The organism is Caldinitratiruptor microaerophilus (assembly GCF_025999835.1).
GTDB classification, from domain to species: Bacteria; Bacillota; Sulfobacillia; order Symbiobacteriales; family ZC4RG38; genus Caldinitratiruptor; species Caldinitratiruptor microaerophilus.
On the sequence record NZ_AP025628.1, the window covers coordinates 2862701 to 2888390 of the forward strand.

24 protein-coding genes and 1 pseudogene are annotated in these 25690 nt (G+C 67.8%); 12 read left to right on the plus strand and 13 right to left on the minus strand.

From position 1 onward, the window contains the following. Nucleotides 1-8 precede the first annotated feature (8 nt). The 6 genes and pseudogenes from caldi_RS13850 (at nt 9) to caldi_RS13875 (ending at nt 4028) form a co-directional block, all read left to right on the plus strand. A complete protein-coding gene (locus tag caldi_RS13850; protein WP_264842341.1) occupies nt 9-719 on the plus strand; it encodes an energy-coupling factor transporter transmembrane component T family protein in 711 nt (236 codons plus the stop codon). Between the two features lie 14 nt (nt 720-733). After that, complete coding sequence (locus tag caldi_RS13855) at nt 734-1639, plus strand: energy-coupling factor ABC transporter ATP-binding protein (RefSeq protein ID WP_264842343.1); 906 nt, start codon at nt 734-736, stop codon at nt 1637-1639. 4 nt (nt 1640-1643) lie between these two features. Continuing rightward, nucleotides 1644-2111: a Fur family transcriptional regulator gene (locus tag caldi_RS13860; RefSeq protein WP_264842344.1), complete on the plus strand. Its 468-nt coding sequence runs from the start codon at nt 1644-1646 to the stop codon at nt 2109-2111. Between the two features lie 88 nt (nt 2112-2199). Beyond that, a complete protein-coding gene (locus caldi_RS13865; RefSeq protein WP_264842345.1) occupies nt 2200-3009 on the plus strand; it encodes a pyrroline-5-carboxylate reductase dimerization domain-containing protein in 810 nt (269 codons plus the stop codon). 175 nt (nt 3010-3184) lie between these two features. Beyond that, nucleotides 3185-3406, plus strand: a pseudogene (locus caldi_RS13870) (SelT/SelW/SelH family protein); the annotation flags it as partial. 4 nt (nt 3407-3410) lie between these two features. Beyond that, nucleotides 3411-4028, plus strand: a complete 618-nt coding sequence (locus caldi_RS13875; protein WP_264842346.1) for a nucleotidyltransferase family protein — start codon at nt 3411-3413, stop codon at nt 4026-4028. Between the two features lie 786 nt (nt 4029-4814). Here the strand turns inward: caldi_RS13875 and secA are convergent. The 13 genes from secA to pseC form a co-directional block, all read right to left on the minus strand. Further along, a complete protein-coding gene (gene secA / locus caldi_RS13880) occupies nt 4815-7655 on the minus strand; it encodes a preprotein translocase subunit SecA (RefSeq protein WP_319951765.1) in 2841 nt (946 codons plus the stop codon). A gap of 268 nt (nt 7656-7923) precedes the next feature. Then, nucleotides 7924-8352 (minus strand): coiled-coil domain-containing protein, encoded by a 429-nt coding sequence (locus caldi_RS13885; protein WP_264842347.1) that lies wholly within the window; start codon nt 8350-8352, stop codon nt 7924-7926. A gap of 161 nt (nt 8353-8513) precedes the next feature. Then, on the minus strand, nt 8514-9638 hold the full coding sequence (locus caldi_RS13890) for a hypothetical protein (RefSeq protein ID WP_264842348.1): 1125 nt from the start codon (nt 9636-9638) through the stop codon (nt 8514-8516). A gap of 9 nt (nt 9639-9647) precedes the next feature. After that, the gene (gene hpf, locus caldi_RS13895; protein ID WP_264842350.1) at nt 9648-10214 is read right to left on the minus strand and encodes a ribosome hibernation-promoting factor, HPF/YfiA family; all 567 of its coding nucleotides are present in this window, start codon (nt 10212-10214) and stop codon (nt 9648-9650) included. A gap of 114 nt (nt 10215-10328) precedes the next feature. After that, a complete protein-coding gene (locus tag caldi_RS13900; RefSeq protein ID WP_264842351.1) occupies nt 10329-10649 on the minus strand; it encodes a hypothetical protein in 321 nt (106 codons plus the stop codon). A 186-nt stretch (nt 10650-10835) separates the two neighbouring features. Continuing rightward, nucleotides 10836-11777 carry a DUF4268 domain-containing protein gene (locus tag caldi_RS13905; protein ID WP_264842352.1) on the minus strand — a complete coding sequence of 314 codons (942 nt, stop codon included), beginning with the start codon at nt 11775-11777 and terminating at the stop codon, nt 10836-10838. 6 nt (nt 11778-11783) lie between these two features. Continuing rightward, nucleotides 11784-12863, minus strand: coding sequence for a dTDP-glucose 4,6-dehydratase (rfbB, locus tag caldi_RS13910; RefSeq protein ID WP_264842353.1), 1080 nt, complete (start codon nt 12861-12863; stop codon nt 11784-11786). A gap of 13 nt (nt 12864-12876) precedes the next feature. Then, nucleotides 12877-13383: a dTDP-4-dehydrorhamnose 3,5-epimerase family protein gene (locus caldi_RS13915; RefSeq protein WP_264842354.1), complete on the minus strand. Its 507-nt coding sequence runs from the start codon at nt 13381-13383 to the stop codon at nt 12877-12879. A 37-nt stretch (nt 13384-13420) separates the two neighbouring features. After that, nucleotides 13421-14380, minus strand: coding sequence for a glucose-1-phosphate thymidylyltransferase (locus tag caldi_RS13920; RefSeq protein ID WP_264842355.1), 960 nt, complete (start codon nt 14378-14380; stop codon nt 13421-13423). A gap of 509 nt (nt 14381-14889) precedes the next feature. After that, nucleotides 14890-15390: a GNAT family N-acetyltransferase gene (locus caldi_RS13925; RefSeq protein ID WP_264842356.1), complete on the minus strand. Its 501-nt coding sequence runs from the start codon at nt 15388-15390 to the stop codon at nt 14890-14892. Beyond that, entirely contained in the window at nt 15387-16379 is a 993-nt protein-coding gene (locus caldi_RS13930) for an N-acetylneuraminate synthase family protein (RefSeq protein ID WP_264842357.1), read from the minus strand. The genes caldi_RS13925 and caldi_RS13930 overlap by 4 nt, the downstream gene beginning before the upstream one ends. Nucleotides 16380-17599: 1220 nt before the next feature. Further along, the gene (locus tag caldi_RS13935) at nt 17600-18586 is read right to left on the minus strand and encodes a glycosyltransferase family protein (RefSeq protein WP_319951766.1); all 987 of its coding nucleotides are present in this window, start codon (nt 18584-18586) and stop codon (nt 17600-17602) included. Next, nucleotides 18490-19629: a UDP-4-amino-4,6-dideoxy-N-acetyl-beta-L-altrosamine transaminase gene (gene pseC, locus caldi_RS13940; protein ID WP_264844815.1), complete on the minus strand. Its 1140-nt coding sequence runs from the start codon at nt 19627-19629 to the stop codon at nt 18490-18492. Before pseC ends, caldi_RS13935 begins: the two co-directional genes overlap by 97 nt. A 185-nt stretch (nt 19630-19814) precedes the next feature. Between pseC and pseB the strand changes: the two genes are divergently transcribed. The 6 genes from pseB to caldi_RS13970 all read left to right on the plus strand — a co-directional run bounded on the left by pseB (nt 19815) and on the right by caldi_RS13970 (nt 25690). Beyond that, nucleotides 19815-20807, plus strand: a complete 993-nt coding sequence (gene pseB, locus caldi_RS13945) for a UDP-N-acetylglucosamine 4,6-dehydratase (inverting) (RefSeq protein ID WP_264842359.1) — start codon at nt 19815-19817, stop codon at nt 20805-20807. Nucleotides 20808-20994: 187 nt separating this feature from the next. Beyond that, the gene (locus caldi_RS13950; protein WP_264842360.1) at nt 20995-21831 is read left to right on the plus strand and encodes a flagellin N-terminal helical domain-containing protein; all 837 of its coding nucleotides are present in this window, start codon (nt 20995-20997) and stop codon (nt 21829-21831) included. 134 nt (nt 21832-21965) lie between these two features. After that, the gene (locus tag caldi_RS13955) at nt 21966-22253 is read left to right on the plus strand and encodes a flagellar protein FlaG (RefSeq protein ID WP_264842361.1); all 288 of its coding nucleotides are present in this window, start codon (nt 21966-21968) and stop codon (nt 22251-22253) included. A 19-nt stretch (nt 22254-22272) separates the two neighbouring features. After that, nucleotides 22273-23778, plus strand: a complete 1506-nt coding sequence (fliD, locus tag caldi_RS13960) for a flagellar filament capping protein FliD (RefSeq protein ID WP_264842362.1) — start codon at nt 22273-22275, stop codon at nt 23776-23778. Nucleotides 23779-23794: 16 nt separating this feature from the next. After that, complete coding sequence (locus caldi_RS13965) at nt 23795-24343, plus strand: hypothetical protein (RefSeq protein ID WP_264842363.1); 549 nt, start codon at nt 23795-23797, stop codon at nt 24341-24343. Between the two features lie 9 nt (nt 24344-24352). After that, nucleotides 24353-25690, plus strand: a complete 1338-nt coding sequence (locus caldi_RS13970) for a motility associated factor glycosyltransferase family protein (RefSeq protein WP_264842364.1) — start codon at nt 24353-24355, stop codon at nt 25688-25690.

The following is a 25690-nucleotide window of genomic DNA, read 5'->3' on the forward strand; positions in this document are numbered from 1 at the left end:
TAAGCGCGGTGCACCACCTCGACTTCCTCGACCGGGCCGCGGCCCTGGGCCACAGCCCCCTGCACCGGGCGTCCGCACTGTCCAAGCTCGTCCTCGTGGCTGCCGTGATCGGCGCGATGCTCAGCGGGGCGGCGCCTTCCTTTTATGTTGCGGCGATGGCGCTCCTCCTCGGGCTGGTGTGGGTCGCCAGGCTGCCCTTGAAGGAGTTCCTGGAGCTCCTCGCCTACCCCGTGGTCTTCGCCGGCGTCTTCGCGGTGAGCGGCCTCGTGCCGGCCGGCGAAGCCCGGTGGGTGGTCGTCGCCCGCTCGGCGACCGTGGCGCTGGCCGTGCTCCTCCTGTTCGCCACGACGTTCTACGGGGACGTCTTCGCCGCGCTGCGCCTGTTCATGCCGGGGGTGCTGGGAGACGTGCTGCTCCTCACGTACCGGTCGTTCTTCATCCTCGCCCGGGAAGTGCAGCGCACCCTGACGGCGATCCGCCTCAAGGGCGCCGGCCGCGGCCTCGCCCTGGCCCACCACGTGCGCACCGTGGGCGCCGTGATGGGGCTCGCCGCCGTCCACGCCCTGGAGATGGCCGAGCGCGTGCACCGGATCCTGGCCCTGCGGGGCTACCGGGGCGTCATCCCGGCCGGGCGGGCCTGGTGGCGGCCCACCCCCGACGACTGGCTGCCGATCCTGGCGGCGGCGGCCGTCGTCGCGCTGGCGGCCGCCTTGCGGTAAGGAGGGAATCCGGCGTGACCGACGTGGTCCGCGTCTGCGAACTCCACCACGTGTACCCCGGCGGGGGCGAGGTCACCCTCTCCGGTCAGGACTTCGTCGTGGGTCCGGGGGAACGGGTGGCCATCCTGGGGCCCAACGGGTCGGGGAAAACGACGCTCCTCCTCCACATGGTCGGCCTCCTCACCGCGACCTCGTGCCAGCACTGCACGGTGCTGGGGCTGGACCCCAAGCGCGATTTCGGGCAGCTCATCCGGCGGGTGGGGGTGGTGCTGCAGCACGTCGACGAGCAGATCATCGGCCCCACCGTCTGGGACGACGTCGCCTTCGGCCCCAAGAGCCACGGCCTGCCCCCCGCCGAGGTGCGGGCCCGCGCCGAGGAGGCGCTCGACCTGGTCGGCATCCGGCACCTCGCCGGCCGGGTCCCGCACTACCTGAGCGGCGGCGAGCGCAAGAAGGTCGCCATCGCAGGAGCGCTGGCGATGCGCCCCGAACTCCTCATCCTCGACGAGCCCTTCGACAATCTCGATCCCCGCTCCCGGGCGGACCTCATCGAGATCCTCAACCGTCTCAACCGTGAGCGGGGCATGGCGCTGGTGGTGACGACGCACGACGTCAACCTGGTGCCCCGCATCGCCGACGTGGTGTACGTGTTCAGCCGCGGCCGGATCCTGGCACGGGGGACACCGCTGGAGGTGTTCCGCCGGCCCGAGCTGCTGAGCGAGGCAAACCTCGAGCCGCCCGCGCTGATCCAGCTCTTCGCGGCGCTCGAGCGCCGGGGCGTGCCCGTGTCGCCCCCGGCGAGCGTCGAGGACGCGGCCGAGCAGATCTGGCGCCTCCTGGGCAGGAGCGGGCAGGGAGATCACAGCGATGGCCCGCCGCCGGCCTTGCCCCGCGCGCGGGTCGCGGGCCAGGGGGGATAGTTCCGTGGAACCCGGGGACCTCGAGCGGCAGGGACTCCGCCTGACCCGCCAGCGGCGGGAGCTTCTCGAAGTCCTGCGGCGGAGCCCCGGCATGCTGACCGCCGAGGAGCTGCACCGGCGGGTGGCCCAGCGCCAGCCCGCGGTGAGCCTCTCCACCATCTACCGCAACCTGGACATCCTCACCGAGGCCGGGCTGGTGTGCAAGGTCGAGATCGGCGACGGGTTCGCCCGGTACGAACTGCGCCGCACCGAGGGCCACCACCACCACCTCGTCTGCGTCCGCTGCGGGCGGTCGGAAAGCATCCACTGCCCGGTGACCGGCATCGAGGAGCTCTTTGGCCGCCGGGGGTTCCAGGTGACCGGCCACCGCTTCGTCGTCTACGGGTACTGTCCGGCCTGCCGGGATTCGGCCGGTACCGGGCCGGCCTCGGACGGGCCTCCCGGTACCCGGGCACCGGACCGGGACGGCTGACGGCTCCTGCCACCCGTGCCCTCTCCCGGCACCACGCTTTTCCGCCCGAATAGACTGGAACTGGAAGGCGGAGCGGGAGGGTACGGAAATGGATGTCGGCTTCATCGGCACCGGCAGCATGGGCAGCCTTCTCATCCGCTCGCTCGTCCGCTACGGCGCGCTCCGCCCCGGCGCGGTGTGGGCGGCCAACCGGACCCCGGCCAAGCTCGAGCGCCTGGCGAGCGAGGTCCCGGGCGTCCACCCGGCGCCGGCCCGCGAGGTGGTCCGGCGCTGCCCGCTCGTGTTCCTGTGCGTCAAGCCGGGCGAGACCGGTGCGGCGCTCGAGGAGGTCGGGGACGACCTCACCCCGGACCACCTCCTCGTGATCCTGAGCAACATGCTCCCCCTCGAGGCGGTCGAGGCGCGCACCGCCGCCCGGGTCGCCAAGGTGATCCCTTCCCTCGCCCACCAGGTGGGCGGGGGCGTCGCGCTGATCATGTACGGGAACCGGGTGCGCCCTGCCGACCGGCAGCGCCTGGAGCGGCTCCTCGCCCCCATCGCCCGGCCCCTCGTCATCCGGGAGCACCAGGGCCGGACAGCGGCCGACATCACCTCGTGCGGCCCCGCCTTCCTGGCCTGCGTCCTGCAGGCGATGGCCCGGGCCGCTGCCGAGGCCCAGCCCGACCTCCCCCTGCCGGTGGCGGAGGCCCTGGTCCGCGAGACCGCCCTGGCCACGGCCCGCCTCCTGGCCGAGGACGGCATGACCTTCGACGAGGTGATCGCCCGCATCTCCGTGCCGGGCGGCATCACCGCCGAGGCCGTCCGGCTCCTCGCCGAGCAGGTCCCGGCTGCCTGGGAGGCGGTGTTCCGCACGACCCGGGAGGTCGAGGAGGAGAAGCGCCGGCGGCTGCGGCTGTGAAGAAGCCCCGTGCCCGACCGCCCTGGGCGGGAGGACGTGGTACACGGTCCCCGTTTGCGGTAGTGTAGAGGGAGGCGGGGCGGGCCCTGCGCGGCCCACCTCGCCAGACCGCAGACGAGGAGGCCTCTCCATGCGCATCCGGATCGAGTTCTGCACCGTCTGAAAGTACTTCCCCCGCGCCGCCCGTGTGGCGGAGGAACTGGTGGGGCGCTTCGGCACCGAGATCGCCGAGATCGCCCTGATCCCCGGCAGCGGCGGGGTCTTCAAGGTGGAGTGCAACGGCACCCTCCTCTTCTCGAAGAAAGAGGAAGGGAACCGGTTCCCCGAGTACGGCGAGATCTCGGCCCGCATCGCCGAGCGGCGGGGCGAGTGGGAACGGCAGGCGGGCGGGGCCTAGCGCCATGGGCTACGCCGCCGTCGTCCTGGCCGCCGGCTCCGCCACCCGGATGGGCCGGCCCAAGCAGCTGGAGCCCGTCGGGGGCCGCCCCCTCGTGCGCTGGGCGGTGGAGGCGGCGCTCGCCGCCGGCCTGGGCCCGGTCGTGGTCGTCACCGGGGCGGCGGCGGAGGCCGTCGCCGCGGCGGTTGCGGACCTGCCCGTCCGCACGGTGCACAATCCCGACCACCCGGCCGGCATGGGCAGGTCGGTGGCCGCCGGGGTGGCGGCGCTCGGGCCGGAGGTGCGGGCGGCCGTCGTCCTGCTGGGCGACCAGCCCCTGGTCCCGCCGGAGCTGCTCGGGGCGCTCGTGCGCGCCCACGACCCGCCCGGGGCGACCATCGTCCGGCCGGGCTACCCCTCCGGCCGGCTGGCGCCCCCGGCGCTCTTCGACCGGCGCCACTTCCCCGAGCTGGCCGCCCTCACCGGCGACCGGGGGGCATCGGCGGTGATCGCCCGTCACCCGGACTGCACCCGGGTGGTCCCCTGGCCCGACGACCTCCCCCTCCTCGACGTGGACACACCCGAGGATCTGGAAACCGTTCGGAGGTACGTGAGCGACGTTGGATTCACCTCGTCCTGGTGAAATCAGAAGCGTCGCTGATTTGAAAGGGTAGGCTTTGACCTTCGCAGATCTCGGTTCCCCAGCGATGGTGCCGGGCCAGCTTCAGGTTGGCAGGTCCGTAGCATCCCCGGGCAGATGCGGTCGGCGCGGGTGACGATGGCCATGTGCCGCCCCGTGTCGGGGTCAAGCAGGCACAGAATGTATGTACACCGGGCCGTGGTAACCCCGTAACCCCGTATGGACAGGACGCGGACCTAGTAGCGCAGCGTGCGCGGTTGGCCCAACGAAGGCCAGAGGGTCCCGAAGCAGGCCGGGGACATGCCCCGGCCTGCGCTTTTGCAGGGCTTCGGTGCAGTGCAGCCTGGCTCGAGATGGTAGGGCGATTGCGATAGAATTCCAACTGCGGGGCTTTCCCCACCCAGCCCGCCGCCCCCTTTCGGCGCGTGGGGCACGCGCCCGGCACAAGCCAGCCTCTGGCTGGTGCCGGAAGGGGGTGGGACGGTGGAACTCAGCCTCACGCTGGCACCGGCAGTTGCGTTGGCCCTCATTGCCCTGGCCAACGCATACCTGCTCACCAGCCGCCGCCGGAAGCCTTCCAAGAAAGGCTGAGGGGCGCTGACGCCACCAGCGCCCCTCCCCGGTAGGTAGGGTATCCACTCGCGTTGGCCGGGCTGCGTGCCCCGGCAGGAGGCCGCCTCTCACGGCGGTCCTTCTGCTCTGAGGATACTGCCCTAACCTTGTGCCGTCAATTCCCGCCTGGGTACCGCCTGCGTGCCTGGGTAGCCTGCTCTTCTGTATAGGCAGCGATCACGCCCCCTGGGCGGCGGTGCGCCCGCAGCACTTCTTGTACTTCTTCCCGCTCCCGCACGGGCAGGGGTCGTTGCGGCCGACCGCCTTGGCCGCCCGCGCCGGCGCCTGCGGCCGGGCCTCCGCGCCGGGCCCCGACTCGAACGTGACCCGCCGCTTGAACTCGAGGGCCGGCGGCAACGCCACGGGCCGGCCCGGCCGGCCTCCGGCCGGCAGCCCGGGCCCGGCAGCCTCTCCAGGAGCCCCCGTGGCAACGCCGCCGGCGCCGGGTACGGCTCCCGGCGCGCCGCCCGGCGCCACGGAAGGCGCGGGGTGGACCTCCTGCCGCACGATCTCCAGCCGGAACAGGTGCTGCGCCACCGTCTCCTGGATGGACTCGATCATGGCGTTGAACATGTCCATGCCCTCGAGCTTGTACTCGATGAGCGGATCGCGCTGCGCGTACGCCCGCAGGCCGATGCCCTCGCGGAGGTCGTCCATGGCGGTGAGGTGCTCGATCCACTTCTCGTCGACCGTCCGCAGGAACACCGCCCGCTCCAGCTCCCGCATGAGCTCGGGCCCGATGCGGGCCTCCTTGGCGGCGTACAGCTCCTCGGCCACGGCCTTGAGCCGCTCCGCCAGCTCCGGCTTGCGCAGGCCGCGGAGGTCCTCCGGCTTCAGCACGCCCGCCGGGAAGAAGGCCTCGTGGGCGGCGTCGATGAGCGGCTGGGGGTCCCATTCCTCCGGGTGCGTCTCGGGCCCGTAGTGCTGCACCAGGCGCTCGCACACCTTGTGGATCGCGTCGAGCGCGGACTCCCGCAGGTTCTCCCCCCGCAGCACCTGCCGGCGCTGCTTGTAGATGAGGTCGCGCTGCTCGTTGAGGACCTGGTCGTACTGGAGCACGTGCTTGCGGATCTCGAAGTTCCGCGCCTCCACCTTCTTCTGCGCGTTCTCGATGGCCCGGGAGACCATCGGGTGGTCGATCGGCACGTCCTCCTCCAGGCCGAGCTTCTCCATGAGGCTGGCGACCATCTCGCCGCCGAAGAGGCGCATGAGGTCGTCCTCCAGGGCCACGTAGAAGCGGCTCGACCCGGGGTCCCCCTGGCGGCCCGCCCGGCCGCGCAGCTGATTGTCGATCCGCCGCGCTTCGTGCCGCTCCGTGCCGATGATGTGCAGCCCGCCGGCGGCCTTCACCTTCTCGGCCTCGGCGTCGCACTGCTTCTTGAACTCCTCGTAGTAGCTGCGGTAGAGCTCCTGGAGCTTGCGGATCTCAGGGTCGTCGGAAGGTAGACCCTCCGTCGCCCGGGCGATCAGCCCCGCGTCGTATCCCTCGCGCCGCAGCCGGTCCCGGGCCATGAACGCCGGGTTGCCGCCGAGGAGGATGTCCGTGCCGCGGCCGGCCATGTTCGTGGCGATCGTCACGGCCCCGAACCGCCCGGCCTGGGCCACGATCTCGGCTTCCTTCTCGTGGTACTTGGCGTTCAGCACCTGGTGGGGGATGCCCCGGCGCTTGAGCATCTCGGAGAGCATCTCCGACTTCTCGATGGACACCGTGCCCACCAGGACGGGCTGGCCGGTCTTGTGCCGCTCGACGATCTCCTCCACCACGGCGTTGAACTTCGCCCGGACGGTCTTGTACACGACGTCCGGCAGGTCCTTGCGGATCATCGGCTTGTTGGTCGGCACGACGATGACGTCCATGCCGTAGATCTGCCGGAACTCCTGCTCCTCCGTCTTCGCCGTGCCGGTCATGCCGGCCAGCTTCCGGTACATGCGGAAGTAGTTCTGGATCGTGATCGTGGCCAGGGTCAGGGTCTCCCGCTCGATCTTGACCCCTTCCTTGGCCTCCACCGCCTGGTGCAGGCCGTCCGACCAGCGCCGGCCGAACATCAGGCGGCCGGTGAACTCGTCGACGATGATGACCTGCCCGTCCTTGACGACGTAGTCCCGGTCGCGGTGGAACAGCTCCTTCGCCTTCAGGGCGTTCAGGAAGTAGTGGTAGAGTTCGGCGTTCTCGTCGACGAGGTTCTTCACGTTGAGCATCTTCTCGACCTTGGCGATGCCCTCTTCCGTGGGCGCCACCCGGCGCTCCTTCTCGTCGACAGTGTAGTCGACGTCCCGCTGCAGCCTCGTGACGAGCTTGGCGAAGGTGTAATACAGCTCGGTCGGCTTCTCCGCCGGGCCCGAGATGATGAGGGGGGTGCGCGCCTCGTCGATCAGGATGGAGTCCGCCTCGTCGACGATCGCGTAGTTCAGCGGCCGCTGCACGAGGTCGTTCAGGCTGATCGCCATGTTGTCGCGCAGGTAGTCGAAGCCGAACTCGTTGTTCGTGCCGTAGGTGATGTCGGCCTGGTACGACTCCCGCCGCTGGGCGGGGTTGAGCCCGTGGACGATCAGCCCGACCCTGAGGCCCAGGAACTTGTAGATCTGACCCATCCACTCGGCGTCGCGGCGGGCCAGGTAGTCGTTCACGGTGACGACGTGCACGCCCTGGCCCGGGAGCGCGTTGAGGTACGCCGGCAGCGTGGCCACCAGCGTCTTGCCCTCGCCGGTCTTCATCTCGGCGACGTTGCCCTCGTGGAGCACCATGCCGCCGACGAGCTGCACGTCGAAGTGGCGCTGCCCGAGCGTCCGCTTGGCGGCCTCCCGGACGGCGGCGAACGCCTCGGGGAGGAGGTCGTCCAGGCTCTCGCCGCTCTCCAGGCGCTGGCGGAACTCGACGGTCTTGTGCGCCAGCTGGGCGTCCGTGAGCCGCTCGAACTCCGGCTCCAGGGCGTTGATCCGGGCGACCGTCTGCATGTGCCGCCGGACGGTCTTCTCGCTCACGTCCCCCACGATGAGCTTCTTCAGGGTGGCGAACATCCGGCTCCCACCTTTTTTCCCGCATCCCGGGCGCCGGGCCGGCACCCGGCCCCCGGCAAACGGAACCGGGGCGGGAACCCCCGAACGGGCTTCCCGTCTCCCGGTTGCGCCATCGTACAATGTCCGACCACAGGACGGATGGCCCGATCTCCGGGTTCGCACTCCCGCCGGGCCGCCGTGCGTCCCCGTTATTGTACCATGCGGACCCCGGGGGAACAACGCGGCCGGACGAGTGGGCCGGGGCACCGGCCACCCTGCGGCGTGCCGCTCAGATGGCACCCTTCAGCCATACGGACACGACGGTCACCAGGATACCGACGGCGAGGCCCCAGATCTGCCTCGACAGAGCCCGGATCTCTCCGCGCAGGACGGAGACCTCGGTCTTCAGGTCCGTCCGGACGCCGGAGACCTCGTCCTGGAGCTCCGTACGCACGCCGGAGATCTCGCTCCTCAGGCCGGACATCTCGGCCTTCAGCTCCGCCCGCTGGCTGGACATCTCGGCCTTCAGCTCCGCCCGCAGGCCGGACATCTCGTCCCTGAGCTCGGTACGCAGCCCCGCGATGTCGGTCCTCAGCTCCGCGCGCAGAGCCGACAACGCCGCACGAAGTTCCTCCTGGCCGCGATCGAGGCTATCGAGCCGCGCCTGGATCTGGTCCAGATACCGCTCCTCCCAATTGATTCCAGGCGAATCCGCCACCTGCATCCCTCCGCCCCCCGTAGCCGGAGCCGCTATCCCCACCCTGGACCGAGGTGCTCGCTTTTACCAGATTACACCATTCAGAAGGTGCCGTCAACGAGTTAGCGGCGATCTTGCGGCGATCTGCGGCGCACCTGGGGCGGCGAGGACCCCGATGCCCGTTACCGGTACGTCACGCCGGTGGCTCCCCGGACGAGGACGGCCTGCTCGGCCAGCACCCACAGGCCCCCCGCCACCACCGAGTGGCCGCCGAGGACGACCGGCACCGGCGCCTCGAGCGCGGCCGCCGTGAATTCCCGCACCCAGGGGTCCCCGATCGCTCCGACCCGGCCCAGGTCGGACAGGAACCGGTCCTGCTCGCTCACCCGCCGGCCGCCGTGGGCGAAGAAGACCCGGCTGTCGAGGAAGACGGCACCGACCACCTCGCCGAGGAGCTCGAAGAACCGGCGCGGGCCCAGCTCGGCCAGAGCGGCGGCCAGGAACGAGCGCACCAGGCCCTCCTCCTCCCGGCCGAGGGCCTTCATCCCGCGCTCCTCCGAGAAGATCCGCACCCGCAGGCGCAGGTACCGGTTCAGGTACTCGACCACCGCGGTCCCGACCCGCCCGATCAGCGCCACCTCCGCCAGGTCCCGCTGCAGCTCGGCCGCGGCGGCCCGCAGCCGGCTCCGGTCCCAGTCGATCCCCTCCAGGGCCGCCCGCGCCCGGGGCCCCGCCCGGCCCGACTCGGCGAGGATCAGGTAATCGGTCGGGGTGTCGAGGTCGAAATGCACGGCTGCCGAGTTGGGGATCAGGTGGCGCGTGAGACCGGCCTCGTGGCGCAGGAGATAGCCCAGCAGGTTGTCCCGGGGCTGCGCCGGGATGCGCCCCAGGGCATCGGCCGGAGCCCAGGCGACGAGGTCGGCCGACTGCGGGTTGTTCACGACGACGCACGGCGCCAGGACGGACAGCGCCTCGAGGACCCAGCGCCACTCCGCCTCCGAGAGCAGCGGGGCGGCGGCGCCGCTCAGGTAGACCACTCCCTCCGCCCCGCTCCCGGCCACCGCCGCCGCCAGCTCCCGGTGAAAGTGGAACGAACGCTCCGTCGGATGCACCCGCACGCCCAGGCGCACGGCTTCGGCGGCCAGGTCCGGGAAGTTCGTGGCGAGGACGACCTCGGCGAGCCCCCGCAGCCCCACGAGCCGCTCAAGCGTGTCGAGGACGACCGCCCGCCTGAGGCGCGACAACGTGAGCCCCAGGTCCCCCCGGGGCTCCGTCCCTCCCTCGAAGACTACGGCGACGATTCGCACCGCACGTGCCTACCGTTCCGGCTCGATGAGCCCGTAGTTCCCGTCCTTGCGCCGGTACACCACGCTGAACCGGTCCGTCTCCGCGTTCGCGAAGACGTAGAAGTCGTGGCCCAGCAGGTTCATCTGCATGATGGCCTCCGCCACCGTCTGCGGCTTCATGGCGAAGCGCTTCACCCGCACGATGCGGTCCTCGTCGGGCGACGCCCACTCGTCGCCGGCCGCCTCGGCGCCCGCCGGCCCGGCCTCGGCCCCGGCCATCGCGGCCAGGTCGGCGGACGGCTCCGCCCGCTTGCGGTCCCACCGGGCCTTGTAGCGCTTCACCTGCTTCTCCAGCTTCTCCAGGACCAGGTCGATGGAGGCGTACATGCTGTCGGACGCTTCTTCACCCCGGAGCAGGAAACCTTCCTTCACCGGGATGGTGACCTCGACGATGTGCCGGCCGCGCTCGACACTCATCGCGACCTTGGCGCCCTGGGGTGCGGTGATGAGCTTGTCGAGCTTGCTCAGCTTCTTCGTCACGTAGTCCCGCAGGGCGGCCGTAACCTCGATGTTCCGGCCGTACACGGCGACGTCCATGCACGCCCCAGCTCCTTTCCCTTCGGGCGGATGGTGCCGCCCAGGGCCGTCGAGCCCCGGGGGAGTTACTATTCACCTTCCCGCCGGGAACTCCTGCATGCCAGGTCGAGTGCGTCACGCCAGGTCTTTCAGCCAGACCGAGATCACCGCCAGGACGATCCCGGCGGCCAGGCCCCAGATCTGCCGGTGCAGTGCTCGCAGCTCCTGCCGCATCTCCGACCGGAATGCGCCGATCTCCCCCTTCACCTCCGCCCGCAGGGCACCGGCGTCCTGCTTCACCTCTGCCCGCAGGGCACCGATGTCCTGCTTCACCTCCGCCCGCAGCGCGACGACCTCCGCGCGCAGGGCGGCCTGCCCCTGCTCGAGAGACCCCAGGCGGGCCTCGATCGCATCGAGATACCGGGCCTCCCAGTTCACGTCCCGGGATTCCGTCATGTGCATCCCTCCGCCCCCCGCCGGCTCCGTCGCCCGGGCCGCCCACTGAACGGGTGTCCGTCCACATCGCTGGTTTCCAGATTACACCATACACCGACGGGGGTCAAGCTGGTCGCGCGGCCGGCGCGCGCGGCCACGCCCGAGCCCACTCGGGCCGCCGGGCAAGATCGGCCGGGGGCACGGGCCCTACCCGGCGATGTCCTTCAGCAGGGGACCGAAGACACGCTTGAGGTCCGCCAGGGTGGCGACCGCCCACTCCCGGATGCCTGCGAGCGTGGCCTCGTCGGCGTCGATGCTTCCGGCACGGTACGCGGCGATCCGGCACGCCCGCCGCCCTTCGAGCGGCTCCCACTCCAGCGGCCGGCCCAACTGCCGCTCCACCTCGTCTCTTCGCGCCCGCAACGCCTCAAATACCCGGGTATTCCACTCCGCATCGCCCCGGTCGATGTACACGTCGGCGCGCACCCGGTCGCCCCACGCGAAGCTGAGACCGTACGACACGCCCGCCACACCCGAGGAGAAAGCGACCCAGCTCTGCGGGAGGGCCGTCCGGATGCCGGTGAACCCGTGGCGGCGCCGGAGATCGTCGATCACCGCCTGGAAGAACCGCTGGTACCGGGCCCCCCGCTCCGTCGGGGCGGGCCGGGCGGACCGGGTTGCCTTCTGCCACTCGTTCGGGAAGGCGACGGGGCGGAACTGCGGCGCCGGCCGGGAGTCGTCGATCCGCAGCACCTCGACGATCACGCCGAAGAACTCCACGTTTTCGTCCGTCCGCTGGTTCAACCAGTCTAGCGCCTGCCGGTGCTCCTCGCGGATCTCCTCGGCGATCCAGATGACCGTGGCCGCGTCGTAGCCGGCGGCGTACGTCAGCAACTTCCCCAGGTGGTCGTGATTCGTGACCCCGAACTGGTTCTCGATCACGACCATCCGATTCCGGGACACGTCGCGGGCCAGGATGTCCGCCGAGAAGCCACCGACCGGTGCCTCCCGCTGCTCGAGCTCAAGCTCCATGCCGAGTACGGCGCCGAGCTCGGACAGGTTCTCCGCCAGCCAGGGGGTGAAGTCCGCAGCCTCCCCCGGCCACACCTCGCGCGGGTTCACCTTCTTGATGACGCCGAATTCCGGCACGGCTCCTCACTCCCTGCTGGCGACCTGACGCCTCTGAAGGGGCTCCCACCACTCCCGGTGGGTCAGGTACCACTCGATCGTCCGCCGGAGCCCCTCCTCGAACCCGTGCCGGGGCTCCCACCCCAGCTCCCGCCGGATCTTCGTCGTGTCCATCGCATACCGCCGGTCGTGCCCCGGGCGGTCGGGGACGAACCGGATCAGCGACTCCGGCTTGCCCAGCTCCGCCAGGATCCGCCGGGTGATCTCCAGGTTCGTCCGCTCGTTCCCACCCCCGATGTTGTAGACCTCCCCCGGCCGGCCGTGCAGCAGCACGAGCTCCAGCGCCGCACAGTGGTCCTCCACGTACAGCCAGTCCCGCACGTTCAGACCGTCCCCGTACACCGGCAGGTACTCGTCCGCCAGCGCCCGGGTGATGAAGAACGGGATCAGCTTCTCCGGGTACTGGTACGGCCCGTAGTTGTTCGAGCAGCGGGTGATGATCGCCGGCAGCCCGTACGTGTGGTGGTAGGCCCGCACCAGCAAGTCCGCCCCCGCCTTGCTGGCCGAGTACGGGCTGTTCGGCGCCAGCGGCGTCTCCTCCGTGAAGAGGCCCGTCGGGCCCAGCGACCCGTACACCTCGTCCGTCGACACCTGGACGAAGAGCAGCCCCGGCCGGCCGCCGTCCGGGGCTGCACCCCGGGCCGCCCGTGGCCCCGCCGGCCCCACCGCCGGGCCGGCCGCCTCCCGCCGGGCGATCTCCTGCCGCACCGCCTCCAGCAGCACCTGCGTCCCCAGCACGTTGGTGCGCACGAACACCTCCGGCCCGGCGATGCTCCGGTCCACGTGCGACTCGGCGGCGAAGTGCACCACCGCGTCGGGCGCCTCCTCCGCCAGGAGCGCCCGCACCAGGCCCATGTCGCCGATGTCCCCGTGCACGAACCGGTACCCCGGATGGCCCTCCACGTCCCGCAGGTTCGCCGGGTTGCCGGCGTAGGTCAGGAGGTCGAGGTTCACCACCCGCCAGTCCGGGTGACGGTCCAGCACGTACCGGATGAAGTTGCTGCCGATGAACCCCGCCCCGCCCGTCACCAGGATGCGCCGCGCCATCTGCCCCTCCGCCTCACCCGTCCCGCCGCGCCCAGTCGTACGGGATGTCGTTCTCGTGCGGGTCCACCCGGTACTCGTCGGGGTCGGCGTGGTTGTACGGCTCCGTGGTGACGTTGATGCAGATGGCCTCCGTCTCGCCGATGCACTTGAAGCCGTGGTACACCAGGGGCGGGATCTGGAGCAGCACCGGGTTGTGCTCGCCCAGGAAGAACTCGTTCACCACGCCCCGCGTGGGCGAGCCCTCGCGGTCGTCGTAGAGCACGACCTTCATCATGCCCTTGACCACCACGAAGTGGTCCCACTGCTTGCGGTGATAGTGCCAGGCCTTGACCACGCCGGGGTAGGCCGTGGTCATGTAGACCTGGCCGAACCGGATGAAGATCTCGTCGTCCGCCCGCAGCATCTCCATGAGCCGTCCCCGCTCGTCGGGGATCACCCGGAGCGGCTTCACCTTCACGCCGTCGATCCGCTCCCGGCTCACGGCGCGGAACTTCCGGGGCTCCACGGGTTTCGGCTCCAACGCTGAACCCTCCACCGTGACGCGTTCCCGAACCATCCTACACGATCCGGGCCCGGCTCTGGTCCCCCAGGACCAGGCTGATCGCCCGCGGCCGGTCCGGCGCCCGCTCCAGCACCACGCCCCGGCCCAGGAGGCTGCCGTCGATCCGCACCCCCACGCGGTCGATCACGCAGCCCTCCAGGATCACGCTGTTCTCCACCTCGCTGCCCCGCACCCTGCACCGGTCCCCGATCGACGTGAACGGGCCGATGTACGCGTCCTCGATCTCGCACCCCTCGCCGATCACCACGGGTCCCCGCACCACGCTCCGCACCACCCGGGTTCCCGCGCCGATCCGCACGCGCCCCGACAGCTCCGAAGCGTCGACCTCCCCCTCCACCCGGGGCTCGATCGTGTCCAGCAGCAGCCGGTTCGCCTCCAGCACGTCCTCCGGCTTGCCCGTGTCCTTCCACCAGCCCTCGACCAGGTGCGGCTCCACCGTGTAGCCCCAGTCCACCAGCTGCTGGATGGCGTCCGTGATCTCCAGCTCCCCCCGCCAAGAGGGTTTGATGACCCGGACGGCCTCGAAGATGCGGTGGTTGAAGAGGTACACCCCCACCAGGGCGAGGTCGCTCGGCGGCACCTCCGGCTTCTCCACCAGCCGCACCACCCGGCCGTCCCGGAGCTCGGCCACCCCGAACCGCTGCGCGTCCGGCACCCGGCTGAGGAGGATGAGGGCGTCGGGCCGGGTCTCCCGGAACCGGCGCACGAAGTCCGCCACGCCGCCCTTCAGCACGTTGTCGCCCAGGAACATGACGAAGGGCTCGCCGGCCATGAAGTCCTCGGCGATGTGCACGGCATGCGCCAGCCCCCGGGGCGCGTCCTGGCGGAGGTAGGTGACCCGGATGCCCCAGCGGGATCCGTCGCCGACCGCCGCCATGACCTCCGGGGCCGTGTCCCCGACGACGATCCGGAAGTCGGTGATGCCGGCCTCCCGCAGCGCTTCGATGGAGTACAAGACGGCCGGCCCCCGGTGCCGACGCTCAGGATGAGGGCTTTCACCGGCAGACCTCCCTCACGAAGTTCGCGATGGCGGCAGGCTCCACCAGCGGCAGGCCGCAGGCCGTGACCTGGCGGATATAGCGCCGCGCTTCACTGCCCTTCGCAGGGATGAACAGGCTGACCTCAATGAGCAGATGAACCAGACCGGGAGGGTGACTCCCGGTTCAAGCGGCTACCTGATGGAATAGAACATCCGGATCATTTCTGTCGAAGCGCCCGTGCCACAACTCCGACGGGTTCGTTCGCCCGGCCTGGTGCGGGTCCCTAGTCGGTTGCTGACGGGGCTGTACCAAAAGATATCTCTGCCATGCCAGCGGCGGTGAAGCCACAACCGGGCGCGGTTTTGGCGAGCTCGGCACAGCGGGGGATGACTACCACGGTCCTGGAGCCAAGGAAGGGCCGGTGGTCAGGTACTCGAAGATTTCCCCGACACTCCCCTGCCGCAAACGTGACCCCGGCAACCTGTCATCCCGCAGGGCACACCCCAGTCAATTCAGCCTCATAGAGACAGGCTACATGGTCTTGGTCGATCAACTGAAAGCCCGCCTTTTCGAAAGCACGACGGGATGGTATATTCTCTACCTTCACCCTGGCGAACAATCGTTTGTACCCCAAAGTCGCGGCCAATTTCTGTGCTTGTTTCAAAACTGCAGCCCCAACTCCCATACCACGAAACCCCGAGGCGATCACAATACTGATCTCGGCCTCACCCTCACCCTTCGCGTCGAACCGCAAACTACCTGCTGGCGCGCTATCGACTTCGATCACGTAGAGTTGGCGATGGGGAGACCGAAGCGATTGTGTAAACCATCTCTCGTGGATGGACAGCGAAATGGGTTCAGGATGAAACGAGTAGCGGCGCACATCCGGGTCGTTTCGCCACTCCCAGAAGCGATCGCGATCTTCCGGTCGGGCCGGGCGAAGCCGGCATACGCTGGCCGGCGGGCGAAAAGACTCCGGGCTCACTGGAACATGCTCCATTCCAGTACCTCATCCGCCTCAACGTTGACGGCAAGTCGCCTTCCCACCACTTTGGAGATGTCCCGTGGCGGAATCCCATAGCCGGGGCGCTTCACAGTCAACATCTCCCGCGTGAGAACTGTTCCTGCCGGCAGGTCCCTTGCGGCGACCAAGCTCCTCCTGGCAAGACGATGCATCTCAGCCTCTTCAGGGGCCGGACCTTCTTTGCGACCGTGGCCCAGGGCTTTCTCCACTTGGCGGATTGCGCTAACCATGGCACGGAGTTCGTCCGGTTCCAGGGCAAACGGGTGGTCAGGCCCTGGTAGTCGGCGATCAAGCGTGAAGTGTTTTTCAATCACTACAGCTCCCAGCGCTGCTGCCGCGGTAGCAACCGCTACACCCTCCGTGTGGTCCGAGAAGCCTGTCGGCACACCGAACGCCCGCCGCATGGTGACCATGGCCCTCAGGTTGGCAAGATGAGCGGGAGCCGGGTAAAGGGATGCGCACTGCAACAGGATGACATTCCCGTTTCCGACCTCACGGCAAGCAGCCAACGCTTCCTCAATCTCGCCATACGTGGCCATGCCGGTGGAGAGGATCATTGGGCGCCCCTTGGCGGCCGCGTACTGGATTAGAGGAAGGTCTACTAGCTCAAACGATGCAATCTTGAATGCAGGCACTCCCAGGGCATCCAGTTCGTCCACTGCGGCGTAATCAAACGGTGTTGACAGAAAGTCAATTCCCCGGGTCCGCGCGTACTCTGCCAGCTCGGCTTGCCACTCACGAGGAAGCTCGATCTCCTTGATCAGCTCCCACGTCTCCTTGTGACTCACCTTTTCGAGGTACTTAAACCTAGGGGTTTTCTTCGAATACAAGGTCTCCGCGGAGTACGTCTGGAACTTGACGGCATCAGCCCCCGCCTCCGCGGCCACGTCAATCAGTTTGAACGCGATGCCTTTGTCGCGGTTGTGGTTAGCGCCCGCTTCTGCGATCACATAGCAGTAATCATTTTGTCCTAAAACCTTATTACCTATCCGAACGGTTGGATTCACTGCTATACCCCCCGTGCACCGATATGCCTCTGTAAGATCGAGCTCGCCACACGCAGGGCACCTTTTCCATCGACCGTTTCTTGGCCTCGTCGCGCCATCGCAGCCCGTGCAGCCCAATCGCTCCGAAGACGGATATACTCCTCGACGACACGCTGCACGGTCCCATCTGCACCGGCGGGACCCGCATATACGATGGATCCGAGCGCCACGAATCCCTGTATGTTCGTAGCTTGATTTTCCGCAACTTGCACGACAATGCAAGGGACGCCCGCAGCCGCCATCTCGTATAGGGACTGCCCCCCTCCGCTGATCGCCATGTCTGCGCTGGTTAAGAGGGCGGCCAACTCCGCAGGCGAGGGATTCTCCACGATTTCGATCCGCTGATCACGGTGCAGCATTCTCAGGAATTCACTGGACGACGCAAAGGGCCCTACCACCACGTGAAGCCGTTCGCCGGTACCCAAGACATGGCGCAGGCCCGACACCAGGCGCGGGAGGAAACCCCAGGGGTCCGTCCCACCCAGTGTCACCACCGAGGACTGCACGCGTGCGCTTGGCACCCTTCTCGGCAGGCTCCGATAGGGAGAGCCGAGCAACGCATATTCTGGACCTCTCAATACCTGCCGTCCTCGTGGCGCCAGCACTGCAGTCCCGGTGCTGGAGCTACTGCTCAGAGGGCGGATTTGAAGAACCAGATCCGCTTCCTCCGGTGGCTCGTCCGTGTCATCGATGGCCACCAGGGTTCGAGCCCGGTCTCTTGCCTCCTTCCAGCGATCGGGGGTCATGCGGTAGGAGTCGACCACCAGAATGTCCCACACAGTGTCGTCATTTCCCCAAAACCCCGTGCCTCGTACGGTCGCTCTCCCTATCGTCTGTGCTGCATCGGAAGGCTCCGACGCAGGGATGTAGGAAAAGCCTTGATCCGTCACGATCGCCCGGACAAAGGGATCCTCCTCAGTGGCAACAGCACAGGTCACACCCCTCTCCATCAGAACGGTCCCCAGAGCCAACGAGCGCCTGAGGTGGCCGAGCCCGAACGACGCCCCTGCATCCGGACGCAGCAATGCGCGCAACCCTTTGCGCACCATGAAAAACCACTTCCCGAAACGGGAACCGTGAGCTTCAAGGGGACTCCTGGCCCCGGGCTGCCGTTCAATGGGGTCCTAACGGGTCTTGTCCATCCTCCTTTCTGCCTCGGCCCGCAAGAGCGCTGCTACGCGGTGGAGATCTTGCCGCTCGGCCCAACGGGCCGCCTCGAGACACTCCTGAGCGAGAGCCCGGTCAGGGTCCCGCTCCGTGATCACGACCTTCTGCGTGACGTGCCGGTTGATGTATGGCAGCCACGGATAACGGTCAAACAACATGATCACGTCGACAAGGGAGAAGCGATTCGACCCCAGGGTTTCGTAGACCGCACGGGCCAGCATGTAATCTTCCTCAGTATCCACCGTGATGCGGTATTCGGGATGATCGAGCGGTGGGGTCGCCACCACGTTATGAAGATGAAACCGCTCGGGGCGTGTCCAGAGGAATGGCGTGACGTGCTCCCGCTCCCAAGGCCGATTGGCCTCGGCGGCAGCTGTCTCGAGAGCCTGGCGTGTGAAGACCTCCACGTCAGCCCCGTGAGGAAAGGAACGGGATAACGTATTGGACGTGTAATCGGCAAGCGAACGCAAGTGCTCCTCGATCAACCGATCCACAACGTCAGGGTCAACAAACGGGCAGTCTCCTGTGATCCGCACAACGTGCTGGGCATCGGCACACCGGGCCGCCTCCACGTACCGATCGAGAACGTCCTCTTCGCTCCCGCGAACGCACGGGACTCCGTGATCCAGTGCGAGAGCGGCAATCGGCTCGTCCGCCGGAGCCCGTGATGTAGCAACCACGATTGCATCGAGGAATGCCGACCTCTGTAGCCGCTGCACGATGTGACTCAATATCGGTTCGCCGAGGAGAGGGAGAAGCACTTTACCAGGCAAGCGCGTAGACCCCATCCGTGCCTGCACGATGGCGATGATGCGCCTTCGTGGCCCCCCGGGGGGGCGTTCCGTTCTCACTTGCGATGGGCCTCCAAGACACTGCGGACGGAACGGATCACGTACTGCACCTCGGACTCGTCGAGAGCGGGATAGAGTGGGATGGAAATGCACCGGCGGTAGTAGTCCTCGGCAACCGGACACAGTCCACGGGCGTAACCCAGGCTGCGATAGTACGGGTGCCAGTACACGGGGATGTAGTGCACCTGCACCCCGAGCCCACGCTCCCGGAGCGCCTCGAACACCGCGCGCCGGTCGTACAAGTCCGGGTCCAGCCGCAACACGTAGAGGTGCCACGCAGGCTGCACGTCCGGCATCACAGCGGGCACTGTGACCCCCTCGATACGCTCGAACGCCTCCGTGTACCGCGCGGCGATTTCCCTTCGCCGATCGAGAAAGCGCGGAAGCTTCGCCAGCTGACTCCTCCCCAAAGCACACTGGATGTCGGTGAGGCGATAGTTGAAGCCGAGCAGTTGCATCTCGTGGTACCACGGCCCGTGGTAATCCGCCATGAATTCCGGATCCCGTTCGATCCCGTGGTTGCGGAACTGAACCAGGCGGCGGTAGAACACCCGGTCATCCGTCACGACCGCCCCGCCTTCGCCGGTGGTAATGCCCTTGACGGGGTGAAAGCTGAACACGGTCATGTCGGCCAGCATCCCGACGGGCCGCCCCCGGTACGTCGCCCCAAGCGAGTGACAGGCGTCGGAGATCAGCACCGAACCTGTGTCCGAGGCGAGCTGCCGAAACGCGTCCATATCGGCGGGGTGGCCTGCAAAGTCCACGGGGACGATCGCCTTCACCCTGCGGTCGAGCCTTTCTCTGGCAGAGGCCGGGTCGAGGTTCACGGTGTTTCGGTCCACGTCGGCAAACACAACGTCTGCTCCCAGAAATCGCGCCGCGTTGGCTGTCGCCGCGAAGGTGACAGGCGACGTCAAGATGGCGTCACCAGGGCCAATTCCCGCGGCGAAGTACGCGCCGTGAAGCGCGGCGGTTCCCGAACTGAAGACCACGGCGTACCGCGCACCCGTATACTCAGCCAGGTCTCTCTCGAAGGCCTCAACTTCCGGGCCTGTGGTGAGCCAGTCCGACCGGAGCGCCCGCGCAACCGCCTCGATGTCGTCCTCGTCGATCCACTGGCGACCATAAGGGATCATCACGTGCGTTCACGTCCCAACCTACGAGTCCAGCACCAACTGATCATGTGGTAGGGAACTACCTGAGTGAAGTGTTCTGCGCGCCGTGCGGTCCTTCCTGTGACTCGTGGTCCTGGGGACTTCACTCCGCGGACTCGTTCTCCGATGAAATGTACAGGGCCGATACTCACGAGGAGAGCCGCGATATGCTGGATGGAAAGGTTATCCTGATCACCGGCGGTACTGGTTCCTTCGGACGGCGTTTCGTCGAGACCGTTCTGCGGGAGCACCAGCCGAAGAAAGTGATCGTTTTCAGCCGGGACGAACTTAAGCAGTACGAGATGGCAAGGGAGTTCGCGGACCCCCGTCTGCGCTTCTTCATCGGCGACGTGCGGGACCGGGACCGCCTTTATCGGGCTTTTCAGGGCGTGGACTACGTGGTGCACGCCGCAGCGCTGAAGCAGGTTCCGGCGTGCGAGTACAATCCCTTTGAGGCGATCAAGACGAACGTGCTCGGCGCGCAGAACGTGATCGACGCCGCCATCGACAGCGGCGTCCAGCGCGTGATTGCACTCAGCAGCGACAAGGCAGCCAATCCAATTAATCTTTATGGCGCCACGAAGCTCTGCTCGGACAAGCTGTTCGTCGCGGGAAACGCATATGTGGGCGACCGCCCAACCCGGTTCAGCGTTGTCCGCTACGGAAACGTGGTCGGAAGCCGGGGTAGTGTGGTACCACTCTTCCTCAAGCTACGGGAGACAGGAAGGATCCCCATCACCGACCCGAGGATGACGCGCTTCTGGATCACACTCGACCAAGGGGTTCGCTTTGTCATCGCCAGCCTGGAACGAATGCACGGCGGCGAGATCTTCGTACCCAAGCTGCCGAGCATGAACATCATGGATCTTGCGCGGGCCATCGCACCGGGCTGTGACTACGAGTTCACCGGGATCCGGCCCGGCGAAAAGCTGCATGAAGTCATGATCCCGGAAGACGACGCGCGTCATGCGGTCGAGTTGGACGATTTCTACGTGATCTTGCCTGAACTGAGCTTCTGGTCGAGCGGGAACTGGCGGGAAGGACGCCCGCTGCCGGAAGGATTCGTGTACGCGAGCAACACCAACTCGTGGTGGCTCTCGGAGGACGCTCTGAAACAACTGCTTAGCTCGTCTGCCGACACGGTAGTGCAGTCCACGTGAACCGGGGGGCCGCGCGCAGCACACAAGCGGCGGAACGAAGCTCGACACCTCTTAATTGCGGGGCCACGCGCGTCGATAAGTCAGTATGAGGTCACCGGATGCCCCTCGAACCGGCCGTCGCGGGGCTTGTCCGGTAGCCGCCAACCGCACGGACGCGGGATGGAACACTTCACGGAGGAGGAATAGCATGCGGATCCAGAACAACATCAGCGCCCTGTTCGCCCAGAACCGGCTCGCCCAGACGAACGCGGCTCTGGACAAGAACCTGGAGCGCCTCTCGTCGGGCTACCGAATCAACCGGGCAGGGGACGACGCCGCCGGGCTGGCGATCTCCGAGAAGATGCGGGGCCAGATCCGGGGCCTGCAGATGGCTCAGAAGAACGCGCTCGATGGAATCTCGCTGATCCAAACCGCTGAGGGCGCCCTCAACGTGACCCACAGCATCCTCCAGCGCATGCGGGAACTGGCCGTACAGGCAGCCAACGATACCAACACAACGGCAGATCGGACAAAGATTGAGGATGAACTCAGGCAGTTGCAGGCAGAACTCACCCGGATTGCGAATCAGACGGAGTTCAACACGCAAAAGCTGTTAAACGGTAACTTCAAGAACAAGCTGTTCCACATCGGAGCCAACTCGGGTCAAGCCATCACTCTGAACATCAACACGATGACTGCGACGGCGCTGGGTATCACGACCACGAAACTTGACATTGATGCTGGTACGGCCGGCGCCCAGCAGGCCCGGGCGGATGACCTGATCACCACTGTCGAGAACGCCATCAACAAGGTTTCTACGGAGCGTTCGAGCCTCGGCGCGGTGCAGAACCGCCTCGAGCACACGATCTCCAACCTGCAGACCGCAGCCGAGAACCTGACCGCCGCCGAGTCCCGCATCCGCGACGTCGACGTGGCGGCGGAGATGGTCCAGTTCACCAAGAACCAGATCCTGCAGCAGGCGGGCACCGCGATGCTGGCCCAGGCCAACCTGCGGCCGCAGTCCATCCTCCAGCTCCTGCAGTAAGGAGGTGACCGTGACGGGGTCGCGCACGGCCGGCGCGACCCCGTCACGCACTCTCGATGGGGTGATCTCGTTCCATGGACATCCGTCGCGTATCCCCGCAGTTACCGCCGCCGCCCTCGGACGCGAGGCCGACGGTGCCGCGGCCGCTGGAAGGGGCGGCCGTCGCCGTCGAAGGGTCCGTAGCGGCCGAGTCTGAATCCGGGGTTGCTCTGGAAAGCGCGGTCTCCCGCCTCAACGAGACGGCGCGGATCTTTGACCGCACGTTCCGGTTTCACGTCGATGAGGACTCAGGGCGCATCGTGGTGCGGGTCTTCAACTCGGTGACCGGCGAGCTCATCGGCCAGATCCCTCCCGAAGAAGTGCTGCGCGTGGCGGCAGGCATCCGCGAGTTCCTGGGGCTCTTGCTCGACCGGTACGCCTAATAGAGGGGAGGGGGAGAGCATGAGCCTGCGGATCTCCGGCCTGTACTCGGGCCTGGACACGGAGACCATGATCTCGGAGCTGATGAAGATCGAACGCCGGCCGCTGGACCTGATGGAACAGCGCCAGCATACCTACGAGCTTCGGCAGGAGCTCTGGAACGAGATCCAGAGCAGGCTGCTGTCGCTCAAGGGAAAGGTGGACCCCCTCGCCCAGGCCTCCGCCGTCACGCCGGTCAAGGCCACAAGCACGGATGAGGGTGTGGTCAGGGTCCAGGTGGCGGACGCCGCTCTGGCTGTAACCGGCACCTACGCCTTCGAGGTGTACCAACTCGCCACCGCCCACCGGGTGTGGAGCGACGCCAAACCAGGCTGGACGGCAACGTCTACTGGTTCCTTTACGATCTCCGACGGCGTGAACACTGCCACCATCACGGTGAACGCCGGTGCCACGTTGGCGGACGTTGCCCGGGCAATCAACGGAGCGGTCGACACGACGACGGGGAATCCCTTGCGGATCAAGGCGACCGTCGTCGACAACATCCTCTACCTCGAGCATGAACTCACGGGCACAGGTACAGATCGGCAAATCAGTTTCAGCGGCGACCTGACGATTCCCGCGGACCTTGGCCTGACGGTCAGCTCCACGGATGGCACGCCCAAGTACCAGGCAGCGAGCCAGGATGCCTACTTCCGCATCAACGGCCTGCCCGACCCCGCGGACCCGTCCAAGCGCTTCTCCAGGAAGAGCAACACCGGCCTGACGGACGTCATCGCCGGCCTGTCCATCGACCTGGTGAAGGCGGGCGCTCCCGCCACGGCCACGGTCACCGTCGCCAGGGACGTGGATGCGGCCGTGGCGACCATCCGCGCGTGGGTCGACGAGTACAACGCCACCCTGGACCTCATCAACACTCGCCTTTCGGAACAGCCGGTCGCAGACGCCGCAACGGATACAGACCGGAAGAAGGGACTCTTGCGCGGCGACTTCTTGCTGACCCGCCTCAAGGGGAAGCTCCGGGAAGTGGTCTCCGACCCGGTGACGCGCAGCCCTGCCACCGCCACGGACCGGCTGGCGGCGATCGGCATCACCACCACGGCCGACGACTTCGGCAAGTCCGGCAAGCTCCAGATCGACGAGACCCGGTTGCGGGCCGCCCTGGAGTCGAATCCGGCCGACGTGGCCGCCCTGTTCAGCCAGAGCACGGATGTCAACGGCGACGGGAAGGTCACGTCCGACGAGCAAGGGGCTGCGGTTCGGCTCAGCAGCCTCCTGGACTCCTACACGACCTCCGCCACCCGGTCCGTCAACGGGATCACGGTCAAGACCGGCATCATCCCGGCCCAGCTGGACGAACTACAGCGGGTGATCGACGACTACGACAGGCGCATGGAAGCCTTCCAGCAGCTCCTGGGCAGGAAAGAAGAGACCCTCCGCCGGCAGTTTCTGGCGATGGAGACAGCCCTGGCCACACTGCAGAACCAGGCCACGTACCTGGCTCAGCAGCTCGCCAGCCTGACGCGGTGAAGGGGGGGGGACTGCAGTGGTCGTGACGGTGAACGGCAAGCGGCTCGATGGCCTGCCTGATGATCAGTTGCAGGCCCTGGAGGCGCTTGCAGGGGCTCTTGCCCGGTCGGGCCTTGCGGTGCACTCGATCCGGGTGGATGGCGTGCAGGGGCCTGCGACCCTTCAGGACCTCCTGTCGTATCCCCGCCCGATCCGGGAGCTGGCCCTCGAACTCAGCACCCTCGAGGCGCTCATCGAAGAGGTGCGAGAGACCGCCCGGACCTATCTTCCCCGGCTGCAGGCCGCGCTGGAGTCGTGTGCCCACGACCTCCAGCAGGGCCGGGAGGCCGCGGCGCTGGCCCGCCTCGTGGAGGCGACGGACGGACTCGAGTGGTACGCCGGCGTGACCGCACCGCTGCGCGCGCTGGCAGAAGGCGGCCATGTTATGCCGGACGTGCACCGGCAGCTGGTCGATCTCAACGCAGCTCTGCAGAACCAGGACCTGGTCCTCGTGGCGGACATCCTCGCCTATGATCTGGTCCCCGGGATCCAGCGCTGGCTGGAGTTTCTGTCTTCGCCGGAGTGACGGGCGGTCATGGGGGGCGAGCCTGACCTCGTGGTGGAAGGGTCTGCAGCGGGCCCGGCGACCGTCCGGGTGGTAACGCCCGACGGCGGATGGTACCTGCACAGCCGCTACGACCCGGTCGCCGCCAGCCGGCAGTGGGCCGCCGGCCTCGGGCTCAGGTCGAAGAGCGTCCTGGTGGTCTACGGGCTGGGCCTCGGCTACCATGTGGAGGCGCTATGGGAGATCGCTTCCCCCCTCTCGGTTACCGTCCTGGAGCAGAGTCCGGCCGTCGCCCGGCTGGCCGGACAGCACGGTGTTCTCGAGCGGCTAAGGGCACTGGGTACCACCGTCGTCGTCGAGCCGGACCCTCAGCGGCTGGCACGGCGGCTAGAAGAAGAAGTCGGGCGATGTCACGCGCTCGACGGCCACCTCGTGGTCCACGAACCGTCGGTGCGCCTCCTGCCGCCTCCGTGCGCGGGACTGCGGGCCGCCCTGGAGAAGTGGGTTCTGTTCGACAAGACCCGGCGCGCCTCCGCCCCCGCGCTGGCCGCGAACCTGCAGGCGAACGCGACACGGATGCAAGAGCTACCCGGGATCGGGCTATTGAAGGGCCTCGGCACCGGCATCCCGGGCTTCCTCGTGGCCGGCGGTCCATCCCTGGACGAGGCCCTGCCGCACCTGGGCGGAGCTCTGGAGCGCGGACTGGTCTTGGCGGTCGGAACGGCACTGCGTCCTCTCGCCACGGTGGGCCTTACGCCCCACCTAGCCATCCTGACCGATCCCTCGCCCAAACTGGTGCGGCACTTCGAAGGCGTCGAAGATCAGCCGTCGCTCGTCGTCTTCCCCACGGTCCACCCGGCCGTGCTCCAGGCGTACCGCGGGCCGCTCCTGGCGGCCTTTCAGGCCGGGGTCGAGGAGGCGGAGCGGCTCGCGGCGCTACGGGGCGAGCCCGTGGTGGAATCCGGCGGCTCTGTGTCGACGGCGGCCTTCTCGGTGCTGGAACTTCTCGGCTGCGAGCCCATCGTGTTCGTGGGACTCGACCTCGGCTGGCCGGGCGGTCGGACCCACGCCCGCGCGGCCCCCGGGTTTCGCAGCGGGGTAACGGGTACTCGCCAGGTGCTGTCCAACGCCGGTGAGCCCATCCCCACAACAGCCAACCTCGATGCGTATCGCACGTGGTTCGAGAACCGCCTGCTCGCCCGCCCGGATCGGACCGTCTTCAACACCGCGCTGCGCGGGGCCCGGATCCGGGGCGCGCCGTTCCGCCCGCTGAGCGACCTCCTCGCTTCGCTTCCCCCCTTGCCGGAGGCGACGCGCCAGCGCCTGAAGTACCGCCTGCAGGTGACCGGGCACACGAGGAGTGAATGA